Annotated in this window: 15 protein-coding genes; 4 read left to right on the top strand and 11 right to left on the bottom strand. The window is 61.5% G+C overall.

Annotated features, from left to right (window positions below):
- Positions 1-34 precede the first annotated feature (34 nt).
- The 6 genes from ABXH05_RS07685 to rsmI all read right to left on the bottom strand — a co-directional run bounded on the left by ABXH05_RS07685 (position 35) and on the right by rsmI (position 6,497).
- Positions 35-1,567 carry a YifB family Mg chelatase-like AAA ATPase gene (locus tag ABXH05_RS07685; RefSeq protein WP_353560503.1) on the bottom strand — a complete coding sequence of 511 codons (1,533 nt, stop codon included), beginning with the start codon at positions 1,565-1,567 and terminating at the stop codon, positions 35-37.
- 243 nt (positions 1,568-1,810) lie between these two features.
- Entirely contained in the window at positions 1,811-2,752 is a 942-nt protein-coding gene (gene gshB, locus ABXH05_RS07680; protein ID WP_353560502.1) for a glutathione synthase, read from the bottom strand.
- Positions 2,753-2,927: 175 nt separating this feature from the next.
- A complete protein-coding gene (locus tag ABXH05_RS07675; protein ID WP_353560501.1) occupies positions 2,928-3,839 on the bottom strand; it encodes a transglutaminase family protein in 912 nt (303 codons plus the stop codon).
- Between the two features lie 71 nt (positions 3,840-3,910).
- The gene (locus tag ABXH05_RS07670) at positions 3,911-4,840 is read right to left on the bottom strand and encodes a BON domain-containing protein (protein WP_353560500.1); all 930 of its coding nucleotides are present in this window, start codon (positions 4,838-4,840) and stop codon (positions 3,911-3,913) included.
- A gap of 359 nt (positions 4,841-5,199) precedes the next feature.
- Complete coding sequence (locus tag ABXH05_RS07665; RefSeq protein ID WP_353560499.1) at positions 5,200-5,562, bottom strand: YraN family protein; 363 nt, start codon at positions 5,560-5,562, stop codon at positions 5,200-5,202.
- Positions 5,559-6,497 (bottom strand): 16S rRNA (cytidine(1402)-2'-O)-methyltransferase, encoded by a 939-nt coding sequence (gene rsmI, locus ABXH05_RS07660; RefSeq protein ID WP_353560498.1) that lies wholly within the window; start codon positions 6,495-6,497, stop codon positions 5,559-5,561. The genes ABXH05_RS07665 and rsmI overlap by 4 nt, the downstream gene beginning before the upstream one ends.
- Positions 6,498-6,681: 184 nt before the next feature.
- Between rsmI and ABXH05_RS07655 the strand changes: the two genes are divergently transcribed.
- Positions 6,682-7,896 carry a penicillin-binding protein activator gene (locus tag ABXH05_RS07655; RefSeq protein WP_353560497.1) on the top strand — a complete coding sequence of 405 codons (1,215 nt, stop codon included), beginning with the start codon at positions 6,682-6,684 and terminating at the stop codon, positions 7,894-7,896.
- Here the strand turns inward: ABXH05_RS07655 and hemW are convergent.
- The 3 genes from hemW to rph are packed head-to-tail and all read right to left on the bottom strand — an operon-like array spanning position 7,893 to position 10,404.
- Entirely contained in the window at positions 7,893-9,125 is a 1,233-nt protein-coding gene (gene hemW / locus ABXH05_RS07650; RefSeq protein WP_353560496.1) for a radical SAM family heme chaperone HemW, read from the bottom strand. The genes ABXH05_RS07655 and hemW overlap by 4 nt on opposite strands.
- Positions 9,058-9,687 carry an RdgB/HAM1 family non-canonical purine NTP pyrophosphatase gene (gene rdgB, locus ABXH05_RS07645; RefSeq protein ID WP_353560495.1) on the bottom strand — a complete coding sequence of 210 codons (630 nt, stop codon included), beginning with the start codon at positions 9,685-9,687 and terminating at the stop codon, positions 9,058-9,060. The genes hemW and rdgB overlap by 68 nt, the downstream gene beginning before the upstream one ends.
- 3 nt (positions 9,688-9,690) lie before the next feature.
- Complete coding sequence (gene rph / locus ABXH05_RS07640) at positions 9,691-10,404, bottom strand: ribonuclease PH (protein ID WP_353560494.1); 714 nt, start codon at positions 10,402-10,404, stop codon at positions 9,691-9,693.
- 212 nt (positions 10,405-10,616) lie between these two features.
- Between rph and hrcA the strand changes: the two genes are divergently transcribed.
- Positions 10,617-11,705 carry a heat-inducible transcriptional repressor HrcA gene (gene hrcA, locus ABXH05_RS07635; protein ID WP_353560493.1) on the top strand — a complete coding sequence of 363 codons (1,089 nt, stop codon included), beginning with the start codon at positions 10,617-10,619 and terminating at the stop codon, positions 11,703-11,705.
- Between the two features lie 149 nt (positions 11,706-11,854).
- Positions 11,855-12,628 (top strand): nucleotide exchange factor GrpE, encoded by a 774-nt coding sequence (grpE, locus tag ABXH05_RS07630; RefSeq protein WP_353560492.1) that lies wholly within the window; start codon positions 11,855-11,857, stop codon positions 12,626-12,628.
- A 72-nt stretch (positions 12,629-12,700) separates the two neighbouring features.
- Here grpE and ABXH05_RS07625 read toward each other — a convergent pair whose 3' ends face one another.
- Together ABXH05_RS07625 and ABXH05_RS07620 are read right to left on the bottom strand one after the other, a co-directional pair.
- Entirely contained in the window at positions 12,701-13,882 is a 1,182-nt protein-coding gene (locus tag ABXH05_RS07625; protein ID WP_353560491.1) for a DUF3047 domain-containing protein, read from the bottom strand.
- A gap of 230 nt (positions 13,883-14,112) precedes the next feature.
- Entirely contained in the window at positions 14,113-14,775 is a 663-nt protein-coding gene (locus ABXH05_RS07620) for an alpha-ketoglutarate-dependent dioxygenase AlkB family protein (RefSeq protein WP_353560490.1), read from the bottom strand.
- 256 nt (positions 14,776-15,031) lie between these two features.
- On the opposite strand from ABXH05_RS07620, the gene dnaK reads away from it, so the two are divergent.
- Positions 15,032-16,990, top strand: coding sequence for a molecular chaperone DnaK (dnaK, locus tag ABXH05_RS07615; RefSeq protein ID WP_353560489.1), 1,959 nt, complete (start codon positions 15,032-15,034; stop codon positions 16,988-16,990).
- Positions 16,991-17,016: the final 26 nt, after the last annotated feature.

Below are 17,016 nucleotides of genomic sequence, written 5' to 3'. Positions count from 1 at the left end.
GCCGTTTTTGCCAAATTGGGTCACTCAACCGGCCTCACGCAGCAACAATGGTCTGCGCGGGCGCCCGGCGGAAACTCAGGGCTTCAGCCAGATGGGCCCGGGTCACGGGACCACCACCTTCAAGATCACAAAGGGTGCGGGCCACACGCAATACGCGCACATATCCGCGCGCGGACAGGCGCATGGACTCCGCTGCCTTGTCCATCAGATCAAGGCCCGCCGTATCCAGTTGAACAACTTTTTCCAACACCCGACCGTCCGCCTGAGCGTTGGTGATGATGTTCTGTCCGTCTGTCAGCTCAGCATATCGCTGTGTCTGGATTTCGCGGGCGGCTTTGACCCGTGCCGCAATGGCAGCGCTTGGTTCACCGGCCACCCCATGGCGCATGTCGGCAGCGGAAACCGGTGGCACGTCAAGCTGGATGTCAATTCGGTCCATCAGCGGGCCTGAGACCCTCGTTTGATAGTCCTGAGCACAGCGCGGCAGGCGCCCGCAGGCCAAGCCGGGCTCACTGGCAAAGCCGCAGCGGCAGGGATTCATGGCAGCGACCAGCTGCACGCGGGCCGGATAGCTCACATGGTGGTTGGCCCGGGCGATGACGGCAGAGCCTGTTTCCAGGGGTTGCCGCAAGGCATCAAGCACCGGGCGGGCAAATTCGGCCAATTCATCGAGAAACAGCACGCCGTTATGGGCCAACGAGACTTCGCCGGGCTTGGCCTTGATGCCACCGCCCACAAGGGCGGCCATGGACGCTGAATGATGCGGTGCCCTAAAAGGCCGATCGGGACTGAGGGCTCCACCTTCCAAAACACCGGCAACGGACGCCACCATGGCGACGTCCAGCATCTCTTTGGGGGTCATGGGCGGCAGAATGCCGGGCAACCGGCTGGCCAGCATCGACTTGCCCGCGCCCGGAGGGCCAACGAACAGCAGATTGTGCGCCCCGGCGGCGGCCACTTCGAGCGCACGCTTGGCGGTTTCCTGGCCCTTGATGTCCGCCATGTCTGGCACCGTGCCCACCTGCGGCGGCGTGCCGGGCCGTGGCACAGGCAGGACCTGAACACCCTTGATGTGATTGACGAACTCAAGAAGCGTTGCGGGCGCAATGATCTCAATGTCCCCGGCCCAGGCCGCTTCCGGCCCGCAGGTCTCGGGACAGACAAGGCCGCGATCAGCTGCATTGGCAGCAATCGCGGCTGGCAAGGCACCAGTGACCGGCGCAATGCTGCCGTCCAGACCAAGCTCGCCGAGCACACACAACCCATCCATGGCGTCCTGCGGGATAACGCCCAGAGCGGTCATCAGGGCAAGGGCGATGGGCAGATCATAATGGCTGCCTTCCTTGGGAAGGTCGGCGGGCGCCAGATTGACGGTGATGCGCTTGGGCGGCAGCGCCAGACCGATGGCGGTGAGAGCGGCGCGTACCCGTTCGCGGCTTTCGGCAACTGCCTTGTCACCCAGGCCCACAACGGTGAAAGCGGGGACGCCAGGCGAAATCTGGACCTGGACACCTACATCTCGTGCCTCAACGCCTTCAAAGGCGACAGTATTGATCCGCGCCACCATCGTCCTGCCCTCGCACCCAGGATTTAAATGCCGAGCTGCCTCGTTGAGACGTCGCCTGCAAATGTTCCGCAAGTCGAGGTCAACTTGACAACCGAGTAGGATTATCCCCAATCCACTTCTGTAAAATGGACCGTAACACGAACATTATAGGAACGCACGTTCTTCTTGATGGGAGTATGTTAACCTTTGGCGTTAACGAATGGAACGAAATTGGGCAGCCTTAAGGGCGTGTCAGACGGTGCCTCAGGCCCGCTTGGCTTCGATGACATCCCAGATCATGGCGGCGATATTGGTGCCGTCGAAGCGTTCGATCTCGCGCAGCCCCGTCGGTGAGGTGACGTTGATTTCGGTCATGTAGTCGCCAATGACATCAATGCCGACAAAGATCAGACCGCGCCGTTTGAGCTCCGGTCCGATGATGGCGCAGATCTCGCGCTCGCGATCTGTCAACTTGGTTGCTTCTGGGCGTCCACCCACATGCATGTTGGAGCGGCTTTCACCGGCAGCCGGGACCCGGTTGATTGCACCGGCAATTTCGCCGTCCACCAGAATGATGCGTTTGTCGCCCGCGCGCACGGCTGGCAGATAGGCCTGCGCGATCAATGGCTCACGGTACATCTGGGTGAACATCTCAAGGAGCGACGCCATGTTCTCGTCGTCCTTTTTGACGCGAAAGACGCCCGCACCGCCATTGCCGTAGAGCGGTTTGAGGATGATATCGCCATGTTCTGCTCGGAAAGCCTTGATATCCTGCTCGTTTGACGAGATCAGGGTCGGTGGCATCACACCGTCAAACTCGGTGACAAACAGCTTTTCCGGTGCGTTGCGGACATGGGTCGGGTCGTTCACCACCAGAGTATGGGGGTGGATGTGATCCAGAATGTGGGTGGCGGTGATGTAGCTCATGTCGAAGGGCGGATCCTGCCGCATGAGCACCACATCGACATCGCGCATGTCAGTGACAACTGAGTTGCCGTGGGTGAAATGATCACCCTGCGTGTCACGCACCTCAAGCGGTCGTGTGTGGGCGAGCACCTTGCCGTCGTGCAGCGACAGGTCACGTGGCAGATAATAAGAAAGCTCATGGCCGCGGGCCTGGGCTTCCAGCGCGAGGCGGAAGGTTGAGTCCCCCTGAATGTCGAAGGCTGCTACCGGGTCCGTCTGAATTGCTACTTTGAGAGTCATATGCCGCCCTGCTCCACCGGTTGTCTTGGGCCGGTTCTTCTGGGGCCGGTTCAAGCCCGGCCAGATTTTGCGTTGTGTTCTGGTTCGGGCGGAATGTCGGGGTGCGGCCCCCCAAGGTCAATGGGCAACGTTGTGCATGCGCTGCCAAACATCGGTTTCGGGACCCGTTGGAAGACTAGTTCAGGCTCATACGCAGTTTGTCGGCGCGGGACTTGGCCTCGCGGGCAATCTGGCCACGGCCCTCTGCCAGCGCCAGCTCGGCGGCGCGCGCATAGGCTTTGCGGGCGGACATCAAACTGCCCGTCTCGCCATCAAGGCTGCCGCGCTCCAGCCACAGCGCCGGATCACGTGGCGCAATGGCGGTCATGCGGGACAGGATGGCGTCGGCCCGGGTGAGATCGCGGGCCTGAGAGGCGCGGGAATAGATATTGTTTTGGAGCCGTAACAAAACGGCGCGCGCTGAGACAGGCGCCAAAGCGCGCTCAAGATCGGCCATGCTCGGGTCGTCCTGATCATCCTCAAGACCCTGAACCCGGGCCAGCAACGAGGTGATGGCGTCCTCGTCCAGCACCTGCCCGCCGGAGAACGGGTCGATCATCACAGGCGGCGGACCACCCTGCACGACGCCATTGAGGCGCACCAGGAAATGACCGGGGAAATTGACGCCGGACACAGCCCAGCCATTGGCGCGCCCGGCATGGATGTAGAGCAGACCCAACGCCACCGGCAGGCCGCGCTTGCGATCAATCACCCGCACCAGATTGGCATTCGCCATGTCGTCATAGGTCACGCGGTCGCCGTCATAGCCAAAGTCACCGGCGATCACGTCTGCCAGAGCCTGTGCCTGCGCGCGGGTGCGGGCGGCCTCGCGCCGTGTGGGATCAGCCGACTGGGCGTCGGGTGTCTCAAGGGCTTTGGCGCGCGCCGCCACGTCGCTGACGATGCGGGCGAGATGGGCGTGATAGGGGTCCAGCACCAGGTCAGGCATGTCGGCAGCGCCAAGGGCCAGCGCTGTGTGCGCCAGGTCCAGGGCATCGTCAGCCGCCTCACCGGCAGCGCGCAGAATGCGATCAAGCTCAGGCGTCATGGATTGCTTTCCCGCAGAGAACTGGTGCCGCCGGGCCTCGACGTCACCACGACGGGTGTATGATAGCGCCCTCATCTGATTGGCGCTAAGTCGCGACTCTCAATGCCGCGATTTTGCGGAGAGAGGGATACCGGGCCGGACGAGGCGGGCTGGCTGTATGCGGGCTCATAATACGGCTCGCGCGCAGGCGCTGAGTAGTAAGAGGGCTGGGTACTGGCGGTTTCGATGGCCGCAGCATCCTCATAGGCCGACATGTCCGTGCGCAGCGGCGGCTGGCCGGTGAGCAGATCCGCTGTTTCATTGCTTTCAGACAGGGTATGGCCCTGCCGATCGCCAGACGGTTGGCGTTCAAATGGCTGTACCGCCGGAGCGCTGGGTGGCCGGGCGTCCGCCATGCGGCGATGATCGTCTACCGTGATGGCGTGCATCACGACGCGTTTGACGCCATTGATGTCGCGCGCATGGGCTGCGACGCGGTCAATCTCGGCGGCGTCCTGACCAATGCCCAGAATGTAGACCGAGCCGTTGGTGACATCGGTTTCGTAGTTGATGTCTGAAATGCTGAAATCCGTCAGCAGCCGGGCTGTCAGCTTGGTGCCGATCCAGCCATCCGCTGGCAGGGCTTCAAAAGTCGAGCGATCGGCAATCTCGACTTCATTGATCACTTCGCGGACGCCGGGCACCGTCCAGGCAATCTTGCCTGCTTCCGCGCGGTCTTCAGGGTGCTGCACAAGGCCTGTCAGCATGACGCGGCCTTCCATGACATTGGTCGTCACATCGGAGAACAGCCCGTTGTCGCTTTTTATCAGCCGGTCCATCAGGCCGAGCTTGATTTCCGTGTCATCCAGCGCCTCGCCGATGGGACGCTCCTGAAAGGCTGCGATGCCAGCGGTCGCTCCGGCACCAACCGCCATGCCGATGGGTGAGCACGCGGCCATGGCCAGCGCTGCACCAATGGCGAAGACGGGGAAGAAGCGGGTCATGTTGATTGACTTGGTCATGAGACATGTCACCTGCAGACAGGAGGCACTGGGTGAGTGCCTCAACCACGGATCACCGCACGCCGACCCGCAAACAGCGAAGTGACATGCGGCAGTGAACCCGCTCGCGATGGCCGCGCGCGGACAAGTGGTTGCCGGATAATGACGTCCCTATTGGATGGCCATCCTTGGCCGAGGTGCCCCAGACTTTTGTCTGTTGTGGCGTGCCCTGCTTTTCTTGAGGGCGGATGTCCCGACTGACCGGCCCCCACCTTCTGTTCGCGAGGTGTTACGGGACCATGTCTTTCAGCAGCATCTTCATGCAACTGATTCGTTTTGGACAAACCCTTCATACCAGATCGCAGCACGGGGGCGAAACGTTAGTTGGAAATCCACGCGTTCTGGATGTGTTGGGGCCATCGGCCCGGTGCCATTGCCACCACGTCAAACCGGATATCGCAGTCGGCCAAACCAGGCCTCCATGACGGCACCCAGCCGGCGGCCGCGGCAAGGCGTTGCTGCTGCCGCGCGGAGACCGAGGCAATGGCCTCGTCAGCACTGGCGCGGGTCTTCACTTCGACGATGACAAGCAACTTGCCCCGTTTGGCAACAAGGTCGATCTCGCCCAGAGGTGTGCGCAACCGCGTGGCAACAATGCGGTATCCCTTGAGCCGCAGCATCCAGGCGGCAAGGGTTTCAGCGCGGCGGCCGCGGGCTTCTGCGGCCTGACGCTTACTGTTCATTCGCCATCTTCATGTCCGGGAGCTTCATCTTCGGTGGCGTCATCCACCGCAGACAACTCCAGCGCGCGGGCATAGGCGCGTTTGCGCGGCATGTTGAGTGCCTTTGCAACCTCTGCCGCTGCGCGGCTGGCGCTTTGGGAGCGCATGGCATCCTTCAGGGCTGCATCAAGCGCGTTGTCGTCGGCCTCCAGCTCTTGCGGAGGCGCAATGACGAGAACCACCTCGCCGCGCGGCGGGCCTTCAGCGGCGTAGTGCTCTGCCAAATCCGGCAGCGTGCCGCGTCGCACCTCCTCAAACCGCTTTGTCAGTTCGCGGGTGACCGCTGCTTCCCGGGGGCCCAGCCCCTCCGCCAGCGCAGCGAGCGTCGGTTCAATACGTTTGGCGGCTTCGAGAATGACAAGCGTTGCCGGCACCGGTGCCAGTTCGGCGATGGTGCGGGCGCGGGCGCCCTGTTTGGCAGGCAAAAAACCCTGAAAAAAGAACCGGTCCGTGGGCAGTCCGGCCACGCACAGGGCGGCGAGAACCGAGGACGGTCCGGGCAATGCGGTCACCGGATGGTCTTCTGCAATGACATCGCGCACCAGCTTGTAGCCGGGGTCTGACACCAAAGGCGTGCCTGCATCGCTGACCAAAAGAATGGCGGCGCCATCCGCAAGGCGGGCCAGAATGCGCGGCCGCATACGCTCCGCATTGTGCTCGTGATAGCTCTCAAGCTTGGCTGAGATGCCATGAATGTTCAGCAGTTTCGCCGTTTCGCGGGTGTCTTCGCACAAAACGAGATCCGCCCCGGCGAGGGCATCAAGCAGCCGCAGGCTGACATCCCGGGCGTTGCCGATGGGGGTCGCAGCAATATGCAGGCCCGGCGCGAGGGGACGCGCCTGCTTTCCTGCCGCATTGTTGCCGGAAGCGGACGATATGTCTTTGTTCGTGGTCATGCTGCCCCATAGGGTACGCGGACAGTGCTGGCAAGAAAGCTGTTATCTGTTAAGTGACGCGTATATAGCTGCATAGCACTGGTTATCGGGGCAGTATGCGATCGGGTGCTGGCCGCCATACATGTGGCGGGTTGGAAGATGTGGGTTTGGAGTATCGGATTTGGTGAATTCAGCGAAACACGTAATGCGCACCGGACTTGTGGGTGCCCTGGCTCTGGTCCTGGTGGCCTGCACCAGCTCCGGCAACCAGCCGACACCACCGCCGCAACGACCCACCACACCGGACGTAGCGATTACCCCGCCGCCGCAGAACCCCGCTGACCGCAATACGAGCGGCTTTTTGAAGCCGCGCCATCTGGATGCCAATGAGCCTGTGCGCGTCGCCATTCTGCTACCGCTCTCCGGCGGCGCGGCCCCTGTCGGCGATGCCATGCTCAACGCCGCGCAGCTGGCGCTGTTTGAGTTTGACAACCCAAATGTGTTGCTGATTCCAAAGGACACGTCCGGTGATCCCGCCAAGGCGGCCCAGGCAACGCGGGAAGCCATCAGCGAGGGCGCCGATATCATTCTGGGGCCGTTGTTTGCGTCCTCCGTGGCGGCTGTTGCGGGTCCTGCCCAATCTGCCGGCGTGCCGGTCATTGCGTTTTCAACGGACCGCAATGTGGCTGGCGGCGGGGTTTACCTGCTGAGCTTCCTGCCGGAAGAAGACATAGAGCGCGTTGTTGATTTTGCGGTGCTTGAAGGCCATCAGCGCTTTGCAGCCATGCTGCCGCAAAGCGAGTACGGCCAGCGGGTGCGCAACCAGTTTGGCCAGGCGGTTATTGCTCGTGGTGCTGAACTGGCGGCAACAGAAAGCTACACCCCCACAACGGACGGCATGCTGGCCCCAGCCGAGCGGCTGGCGAAACTCAAGGACACCTACGACGTTGTGCTATTGCCCGCGGGCGGCACCGAGCTGCAGGGCCTCGCACCGCTTCTGCCCTACTACGATGTTGACCCACGCCAAGTGAAGTTCATTGGCACCGGTCTGTGGGATGACCCTTCTGTGCTGCGTGAACCATCACTGGTTGGTGGCTGGTTTGCAGCGCCTCCGCCTGAAACCCGCAAGGCCTTTCAGGATCGCTACGAGCGCGTGTTCGGGTCGAAGCCACACCGGATTTCAAGTCTGGCCTATGACGCCATGAGCCTGTCGATTGCCTTGTCGGGCGGTCAGCCCGGACAGCGTTACACGGTCAGCGAGCTGACAGCCGAAGACGGCTTTGCCGGAATCGACGGTGTGTTCCGGTTTACGCAGGAAGGCCTCAACGAGCGTGGCCTTGCGGTCATGGAAGTGCGCCCGGGCGGCTTTGTTGTCGTAAGCCCGGCCCCAACGTCCCTCACAGGTGGCCCGGTTTTCTAGACCAGTATCTCGCGCAGGATGGCGTTGAGTACCGGGCGGCCCTTGTTGGTCACCCGCAGGTTATCCCCATGGGCGAGCAGCAATCCTTCGGCTGCAAGGTCTTTGACAGCCTGGCTGTCAATCAGGTCACCCAGAAGTGCTGGAAGCTGCGATTGATGCACGCCGGTCGTTAGCCTTAGACCCATCAAGAGGATTTCCACCGCTCTGTCGGGGTTATCCACATGTTCATCCACAGCCAGGCCGGACCCGGTTTTCTCAACTTCGGTCAGCCACCGCATGGGGTCATCATGGGTCTGGGTTGAGATCCATTTGCCATCGTCCAGCAATCGGCCATGGGCACCGGGACCTGCGGCCGCATAGGGGTCGCCCTGCCAATAGACGAGGTTGTGGCGGCTTTCGTCTCCCGGCCTTGCATGGTTCGACACTTCGTAGGCGCGAAGCCCGGCCGCCTCGCACAATTCCTGAGTCACTTCGTACATGGCTGCGCCCACGTCCTCAGACGGTGTCTCCAGTCGGCCAGCTGCGTGCAACGCCGCAAAGGGTGTGCCTTCCTCGATGGTCAGCTGATAGAGCGACATGTGACCGGCGGTGTAGGCAAGTGCGTCGGTCAATTCGCGCCGCCAGTCATCGATGGTCTGGTGAGGGCGGGCGTAAATGAGGTCAAACGACACGCGCTCAAAAGTGTCACGGGCCAGCGCCACCGCCGTCAGTGCCTCCTGCGCTGTATGCAATCTGCCAAGCGCCTTGAGGCTCGCGTCGTCCATGGCCTGGACGCCCAGCGACACACGATTGACCCCTGCGGTGCGGTAGCCGCGAAAGCGATCCGCTTCGACGCTGGTGGGGTTTGCTTCGAGGGTAATTTCAACGTCGTCAGAAACTGTCCACAGGCTGCCGATCGCATCCAGCAATGACGAGACAGTTGTCACATCCATCAGTGAGGGCGTGCCGCCGCCAAAGAAGATGCTGCTGACCGTCCGCCCAGGCATGCGTTGCGCCATAGTCGTCAGTTCGCGGATCAGGGCCCTGGCATAGCGCGCCTGATCAACGCCCTGTTTTACGTGGCTGTTGAAATCACAATAGGGGCATTTGGCCTGACAGAACGGCCAATGGACGTAGACGCCAAAAGGCTGCTCACCTGACCGTTTCTGGCCTGAACCTGGCTCAGCTCTTGCGGGCAAAGCACGCGTCGATGAGTTGCTCGAAGGCGTGGGCGCGGTGGGAGATTGCATGTTTGGCCGCCGGATCCATCTCACCAAAAGTGATCTTGTGCCCATCGGGCTGGAACACCGGATCATAGCCGAAGCCGCGGGTGCCGCGACCCGGCCAGACAAGCGCGCCTGCGACACTGCCTTCGAAGGTTTCAACGTGGCCGTCGGCCCAGGCCAGTGTGAGTGCGCAGATAAAGCGGGCCTTGCGGTTGCCTTCCGGCCCGCCGTTCTTCTCGCACATCTCTTTTTCGACGCGGGTCATGGCAACGCCGAAGTCCCGGCCCTCACCAGTTTCAGCCCAGCGGGCCGAATAGATGCCGGGCTCGCCGTCAAGGATATCCACCGCAAGCCCGCTATCGTCTGACAGGGCGGGCATGTCTGCCGCCCGTGCAGCGGCAAGCGCCTTGAGTTCCGCGTTGCCCTTGAAGGTCTTTTCCGTTTCTTCCGGCTCGGGCAGGTCAAGTTCTGCCGCGGACACCGTCTCGACACCAAACGGTTCGAGCAGGGCGCGGATCTCCTTGACCTTGCCTTCATTGTGGCTGGCGACAACCAGCTTGCCAGCTGCGAAACGGCGATGCGGCATGGGTCAGGCCACCGTCTGCTTCTGCATTTCCACCAGATCGCGGATCGAGGCCTTGGCCAGACCCATCAGCTCATTGAACTGTGTCTCGGTGAAGGGATCGCCTTCGGCTGTGCCCTGAATTTCGACAATGCCGCCGGAGCCGGTCATCACGAAATTGGCGTCGGTGTCGGCTGTTGAATCTTCAGCGTAATCAAGATCAGACACGCCCGTGCCCTGATAGATGCCACAGGAGATGGCGGCCACGTGATCTTTCAAGGGGATTTCCTTGATCATCTCGCGCTCTTTCATCCAGCTGAAGCACTGGTGCAGGGCAACCCATGCGCCGGTGATGGAGGCTGTGCGGGTGCCGCCATCGGCCTGAATGACGTCGCAATCGACCGACACCTGGCGTTCGCCCATGGCTTCAAGGTCAACCACCGCGCGCAAAGAGCGGCCGATGAGACGCTGGATTTCCTGAGTGCGGCCGGACTGCTTGCCAGCAGAGGCTTCGCGGCGCATGCGATCGCCCGTCGCGCGGGGCAGCATGCCGTATTCAGCTGTGACCCAGCCGCGGCCCGAATTGCGCAGGAAAGGCGGCACACGCTCTTCAAGGCTGGCGGTCACCAGCACATGGGTGTCGCCAAAGCGCACAAGGCAGGAGCCTTCCGCGTGCTTGGAGAAGCCCGGCTCGAAGGATACGGAACGCATTTGATCGGGACGGCGGCCTGACGGGCGCATGGGAACTCCAGTGCTTATATGAAAAGACGTGTAGGCTGGCGCTTGATCGGCCAGCAAAGTTGGCCACTTCCTATCGTTCGCACCGCCTGTGGGCAAGCAGGGAATGAGAGGCGCGCGAAATTGACGGAATGCGGCGGCATTCCTAGATTTGACGAGAGATAGGTCATTTTGCGGGCCTGGCCGCCCGCACCCTTGGGAGACGACACAGCTTTATGTCTGACTTTACGTCCGACGGACCCAACGCGCTGCTCGAACTCAATCAACGCTCGCGGGATGTGTTCCGCCAGCTTGTGGAGACCTATCTGGAAACAGGCGGGCCTGTGGGCTCGCGCACCCTGTCCAAGACCGGACTGGTGAATGGCGCGTCCCTGTCGCCTGCCTCCATTCGCAATGTCATGGCGGATCTTGAGGATCTGGGCCTGCTCTCCTCCCCGCATACCTCCGCTGGTCGCATGCCGACCGAGGCCGGGCTGCGGCTTTTTGTGGATGCGCTGCTGCAGGTGGGCGATCTCAGCGATGACGAACGCGCCGGTATTGAAGCCCAGATGACAGGCTCCAATCAGGCGGTGGATGACGCGCTGGCGCAGGTCTCCCAGACGCTCTCGGGCCTGTCCCAGTGTGCGGGACTTGTGGTGGCGCCCAAGCGCGAGGCGCGGCTCAAGCAGCTTGAGTTTGTGCCGGTGGCGCCGGGGCAGACCCTTGCGGTGATCGTTTTTGAAGACGGGCTGGTGGAAAACCGGATCATTGATACGCCGGTGGATATGCCGGCCTCATCACTCACCATGGCCTCCAACTATCTCAATGCGCGCCTCAAAGGCCGCAGCTTTGGCGATGCCCAGCGGCAGGTCCGGCAGGAAATCTCCGCCCGCAAGGCCGAGCTTGATGCCCTGACCGCCCAGGTGGTTGAAGCAGGTCTGGCGGTGTGGTCCGGCACGGACTCGGTCACCGGCACCGCTGAACGATCGCTGATCGTGCGCGGACGCGGCAATCTGCTGGAAGACGTGCAGGCGCTGGATGATCTCGAGCGTGTGCGAAAGCTGTTTGATGATCTGGAGACCAAGGAAGAGCTGCTGGAGCTTTTGACCATGGCGGAAGATGCCGACGGGGTTCGGATCTTCATCGGCTCGGAAACCAAGCTGTTTTCGCTGTCGGGCTCTTCGGTCATCGTCTCGCCTTACACAAATGCGGATAACGAGATTGTCGGCGTGCTGGGCGTGGTCGGTCCCACGCGGCTCAATTATGCCCGGGTCATCCCCATGGTGGACTATACCGCCCGGCTGGTGACCCAGCTTGTGAGCTAGGGGCAGATGGGGGCTTCACAGATTGCCTCCGTGCCCCTAGATAGCTGCCATAATCGTTTTTTCGGGATGGTTCACACGGGCGGCTGCTTGGCTTACAAGCGCCCCAGCATCCCGGCATTCCACCCCGTATTCCAGATGGTGACGTTCTGATGAGTGACCCCAAAGACCCGCAAGACCCCCAGAACATGCCCGAAAGTGACGGCGCGCCGGAAACACCGGCTGACGAGGCTGCCGCTGCGCAGGATGCTGCAGGCGACACGCCATGGGCGGAAGGTGGCGAGCCCACATCCAAGGAAGCGCTGGAAGCAGCGGCTGATGCCCTGCTGTCGCCCGAAGCCCAGATTGCCGAGCTTGAGTCCCAGGTGAATGACCTGCGCGACCGCTTGCTGCGCGCCGTGGCGGACGCTGAAAATACCCGCAAGCGCGCCGAGCGCGACAAGCAGGACGCCAGCAAATACGCCATGACGAGTTTTGCCCGCGATATCCTGAGCGTCGGCGACAATATGCGCCGGGCCATCGACACCCTGTCTGAGGAAGATCGCCAGGGCGCGCCCGAGCCGGTCCGCAACCTCATCGAAGGCGTGGAAATGACCGAGAGGGAATTTCTGTCCGTGATGGAGCGCCACGGCGTCAAAGCCATCAATCCGCATGGGGAGAAGTTTGACCCCAATCTGCATCAGGCGATGTTTGAAGCCCCCGACCCCACCCGTCCGGCGGGCACCGTCATGGAAGTGGTCGCGACCGGCTATGTGATCGGCGATCGTCTGCTGCGCCCGGCCATGGTCGGCATCTCCAAGGGCGGCCCTGCCGTCGCCCCGCAACCCGCAGCAGAAGCTGCACCGGAAGCCCCTGCCGACCCGGCGCCTGAGTCAGCGGACCCGGAAAAGCCAACACCGGGCTCAAAGATCGACACCAAAGCGTAAGGCTCTCGGCCTTTCACGACACGCAAAAGGCCAGCTTCGCAGCTGGCCTTTTTTGTGTCCTCACATGCGCGGCTAAAGCACCCGCAGGCTGTCACTTTTGTTCACCAACTGGATGTTGCGAAAATCCGCTGTGCCGGGAATACGCTGGAACAGGCTGTTGGCAATGAACCACACGCGAACAATCCGTTCGGGCGGTGCGCCCATATACTGCTCATAATCCGTATACAGATTACGTTTTTCGCTGAGCCATTTTTTCAAGTCGCCCTCTCCGGAGCGAACCACAACGTGGAACTCGCGATCTTTCCACGTCGGCAAGGGGCACCAATAGGCTTTGCCTATCGGCAAATCGTTACTCCAGTAATACGTAATGTCGCGGCCGTTTTCGAACTCGACGGCGATGGAAATGTAGTCATGGCTGGCCGCGGTATCCTCCGGCAGGGCGGAGGGGATCGCGTCTACTTTCCAGTCCCATGAAATCTGCGTGTCCGGCGTCAGCTCGAACGGGGTTTCCTTTTGCAGGATGCCGACATTCTTGTCGGTATGGCAGTGGATGCAGGCGTGGTCGTCTGAACTGCCATTGGTGCCAGATTGCTCCGTATAGATATCATTCTGGCCCAGGAACCACAGATGGTTCCAGCCGGCCGGCGGCGTGTTCGGTTTTTCAAGGCGATCCTGCTCCCCTGACACCAAGCCGTTCACGTCACCCGCTTGTGCCATGGCCGCAAGTCCATCCGCTGCCAAGCCGCGCCACCGAATGGCCAGCACGGTGAATTCGCCGTCAGCGCCCTCATAGGCATTGAGGTCGGGCATCATGCGGCCGGTCTTTTCAGAGAACTGCCCGGGGAACTGTCCGCCAAGATAAAGGCGGCCACCCGTCGCGCCCGTGTCCGACGCGGTCACCGTCATGCTCTCGCGGGTGCCGTTGAAGACCTCGCCTGTTTCCCCGACCCGGCCCCAGACCTGAAACTGCGGGCCGACCCAGATGTCCAGGCCCCGGCTCAGCCACAGCCGCCCGACCGACAGCAACGTCACCTCGTCGCCGTCTTCCAGCACAATGTCCGTTGATGTCCACGGCATCCGCGAAGGCGGCAGATCAATGAAGGCTGCTTCGGCAATATGTTCCGCTGCGGCATCAATCAGCGGCTGCGCCTGGGCGCGAAAGTCGTCGCCGGACATGGGCGCGTCGGCCTTGCCGTGTTTGCTGACATAGCGCCAGCGTTTGAAAGCCACACCGATATCGTGCGCTGCACCCATCTCTTGTCCCCTCTTGCCGCCATGGATCCCCCGGTCAAGCCGGAGGATGGCGGGGATACTTTGGTGAGCCCCAGGACAGGGCCCACGCTGCGGGTCACCACCAACAGACCAATTTCGCCATTGTCCGGTTTAACCGGACAATCCACGCGGCGTTGCGGTGACCCACCGCCCGCTGTTGTTGCGACGAGCTTAGACCAGCACCGTGCTGCATGCACCAAAACAGAGGGCTGTCAGGGCTTTGTCACCCGCCGCAGCGTGAGGTTGATGCGGCCGCCATCCTTGAGCAGCGTTGAGGTGCTGGGGAAGACCCGATCAATGCCGTGATAGGCGAGGCGGTTGTCGCCGCCGATGAGGAGGACGTCGCCGGAGTGGAGCTTGAAGCTCTGGGTCTTGCCTTTGCGTTCCAGCCCGCCGAGGCGGAAGGTGGCGGTGTCGCCCAGCGAGACGGAGAGGACGGGGGCGTCCAGTGCCTCCTCGTCTTCGTCTCGGTGCAGGCCCATGCGGGCTTTGTCAGCATAGAAATTGACCAGGCAGCATTCGGGCGGGGCCGGATAGCCGGTGACCTCGTCCCACAGGTCCAGCAGCATCTGGGGGATGGCAGGCCATGGATCGCCGGTTTCGGGGTGATTTGGCTGGTAGCGATAACCTGAGCGGTCCGAGACCCAGCCCAGGGGGCCGCAATTGGTCATGCGGACGGTCCACGGCTTGCCGGTGCGCGGCATGGTGGGGGTATAAAGCGGGGCTTTGCTTGAGATTTTGCGGATTTCGCCCAGCAGGGTTGTCTGTGAGGCTGTGTCCAAGGCGCCGGACAGCAGCGTGACCCCGGACGCAATCTCCAGCTTTTGGCTGGAAATCGGGACTTTTGCCGCCTGGTGCTCTGACGCTGGGGCCATTGGCTGAATCACACTCTTTCGCTGGAAAACTGTCGCAGGCCTGTTGCAGTGCACCCTGCCGCTACTTATATACCGCTCTGAAGTTGCGGGTCTTTTTGGACACGCTTTTTTGTAGGTTCAACACGAGGGGACCTGCAGGGCCTGACGTTTGCCGTTTAGGCGCGTATAGGTCCCGCAACACGGATGCAGTTCGGTGCTTGAAGAGTAAGGCCGCAGCATTCCTGGTCCGCCTAAAAGTAACGTGGAGACGAAGTAAATGGCGAAAGTCATCGGCATTGACCTTGGCACGACAAATTCGTGCATTGCGGTCATGGACGGGTCCAACCCGAAAGTTATTGAGAATTCAGAAGGCGCACGCACGACGCCTTCCATGGTGGCCTTTACGGCTGAAGGCGAACGCCTGACAGGCCAGCCGGCCAAGCGCCAGGCTGTCACCAACCCTGAAAACACGCTTTTTGCGATCAAGCGCCTCATCGGCCGCCGCATCAACGACCCGACGGTCAAAAAGGACAAGGGCATGGTGCCCTACTCCATCGTCGAGGCGGACAATGGCGCGGCCTGGGTAGAAGCCCATGGCGAGAAGTATTCTCCCCAGCAGGTCTCGGCTTTCATTCTGCAAAAGATGAAAGAGACCGCTGAGAGCTATCTTGGCGAAACAGTTGAGCAGGCCGTGATCACGGTTCCTGCCTACTTTGACGACGCCCAGCGTCAGGCCACCAAGGATGCCGGCAAGATTGCCGGCCTTGAAGTGCTGCGCATCATCAACGAGCCCACCGCGGCCGCCCTCGCCTATGGCCTGGACAAATCCGACGGTCAGACCATCGCGGTCTATGACCTTGGTGGTGGTACGTTTGACGTGTCGATCCTCGAGATCGGCGACGGCGTGTTTGAAGTGAAGTCCACCAATGGTGACACCTTCCTTGGTGGTGAAGACTTCGACATGATTCTGGTCGATTTCCTGGCTGAAGAGTTCAAGAAGGAAAACGGCATTGACCTCAAGGGCGACAAGCTTGCCCTGCAGCGTCTGAAAGAAGCCGCTGAAAAAGCCAAGATCGAGCTGTCCTCCGCAACGCAGACGGAAGTGAACCTGCCGTTCATCACCGCTGACGCGTCCGGTCCCAAGCACCTGACCATGAAGCTGACCCGCGCCAAGCTGGAACAGCTGGTGGACAAGCTGGTTCAGCGCACGGTTGACCCGTGCAAGAAGGCGCTGGAAGACGCAGGCCTCAAGGCATCAGACATCGACGAAGTTGTTCTGGTCGGCGGCATGACACGTATGCCGAAGATCCAGGAAGTTGTGCAGAAGTTCTTTGGCAAGGAGCCGCATAAGGGTGTGAACCCGGATGAGGTTGTGGCCATGGGCGCCGCCATTCAGGCCGGCGTTCTGCAGGGCGACGTCAAGGACGTGCTGCTTCTGGACGTGACACCGCTGTCGCTGGGCATTGAAACGCTGGGTGGTGTGTTCACACGCCTCATCGAGCGCAACACGACGATCCCCACCAAGAAGGCTCAGACCTTCTCGACCGCCGAGGACAATCAGAACGCGGTGACCATCCGCGTGTTCCAGGGCGAGCGCGAAATGGCGGCGGACAACAAGATCCTCGGTCAGTTTGACCTTGTGGGCATTCCGCCCGCACCGCGCGGCGTGCCGCAGGTGGAAGTGGCGTTCGATATTGATGCCAACGGCATCGTCAACGTGACCGCCAAGGACAAGGCGACCGGCAAGGAACAGGCGATCCGCATTCAGGCATCGTCCGGTCTGTCAGACGCTGACATTGACGCGATGGTCAAGGATGCTGAAAGCCACGCTGAAGACGACAAGAAGCGTCGTGAAACAGTCGAAGCGCGCAATGGCGCTGAGGCTCTGGTTCACTCCACTGAAAAAGCGCTGGAAGAAAACGGCGACAAGGTGGATGCGGAAACCAAGGGTGCCATTGAGGCAGCCATCGCCGAGGTTAAAACCGCTCTTGAGGCAGAAGATCCTGATCCCGAACTGATCAAGACCAAGTCTGAAGAGCTGGGTCAGGCATCGATGAAGCTGGGCGAAGCCATGTATGCGGCAAGCCAGGCGGAACAGGCCAGCCAGGACGCAGCCGCAGACGCTGCCTCTGAAGCTGCCGACAATCCGGCTGGTGATGATGTGGTTGACGCTGACTTCACCGAAGTCGATGACAACGCTGGCGATGACGCCAACAAGAAGGACGGCGCGGCTTAACACGCTGGCCGGTCTACCCTGATACG

Source organism: Pyruvatibacter sp. HU-CL02332 (genome assembly GCF_040362765.1).
Classification (GTDB): domain Bacteria; phylum Pseudomonadota; class Alphaproteobacteria; order CGMCC-115125; family CGMCC-115125; genus Pyruvatibacter.
This window is presented reverse-complemented; position numbering and strand designations above follow the sequence as displayed.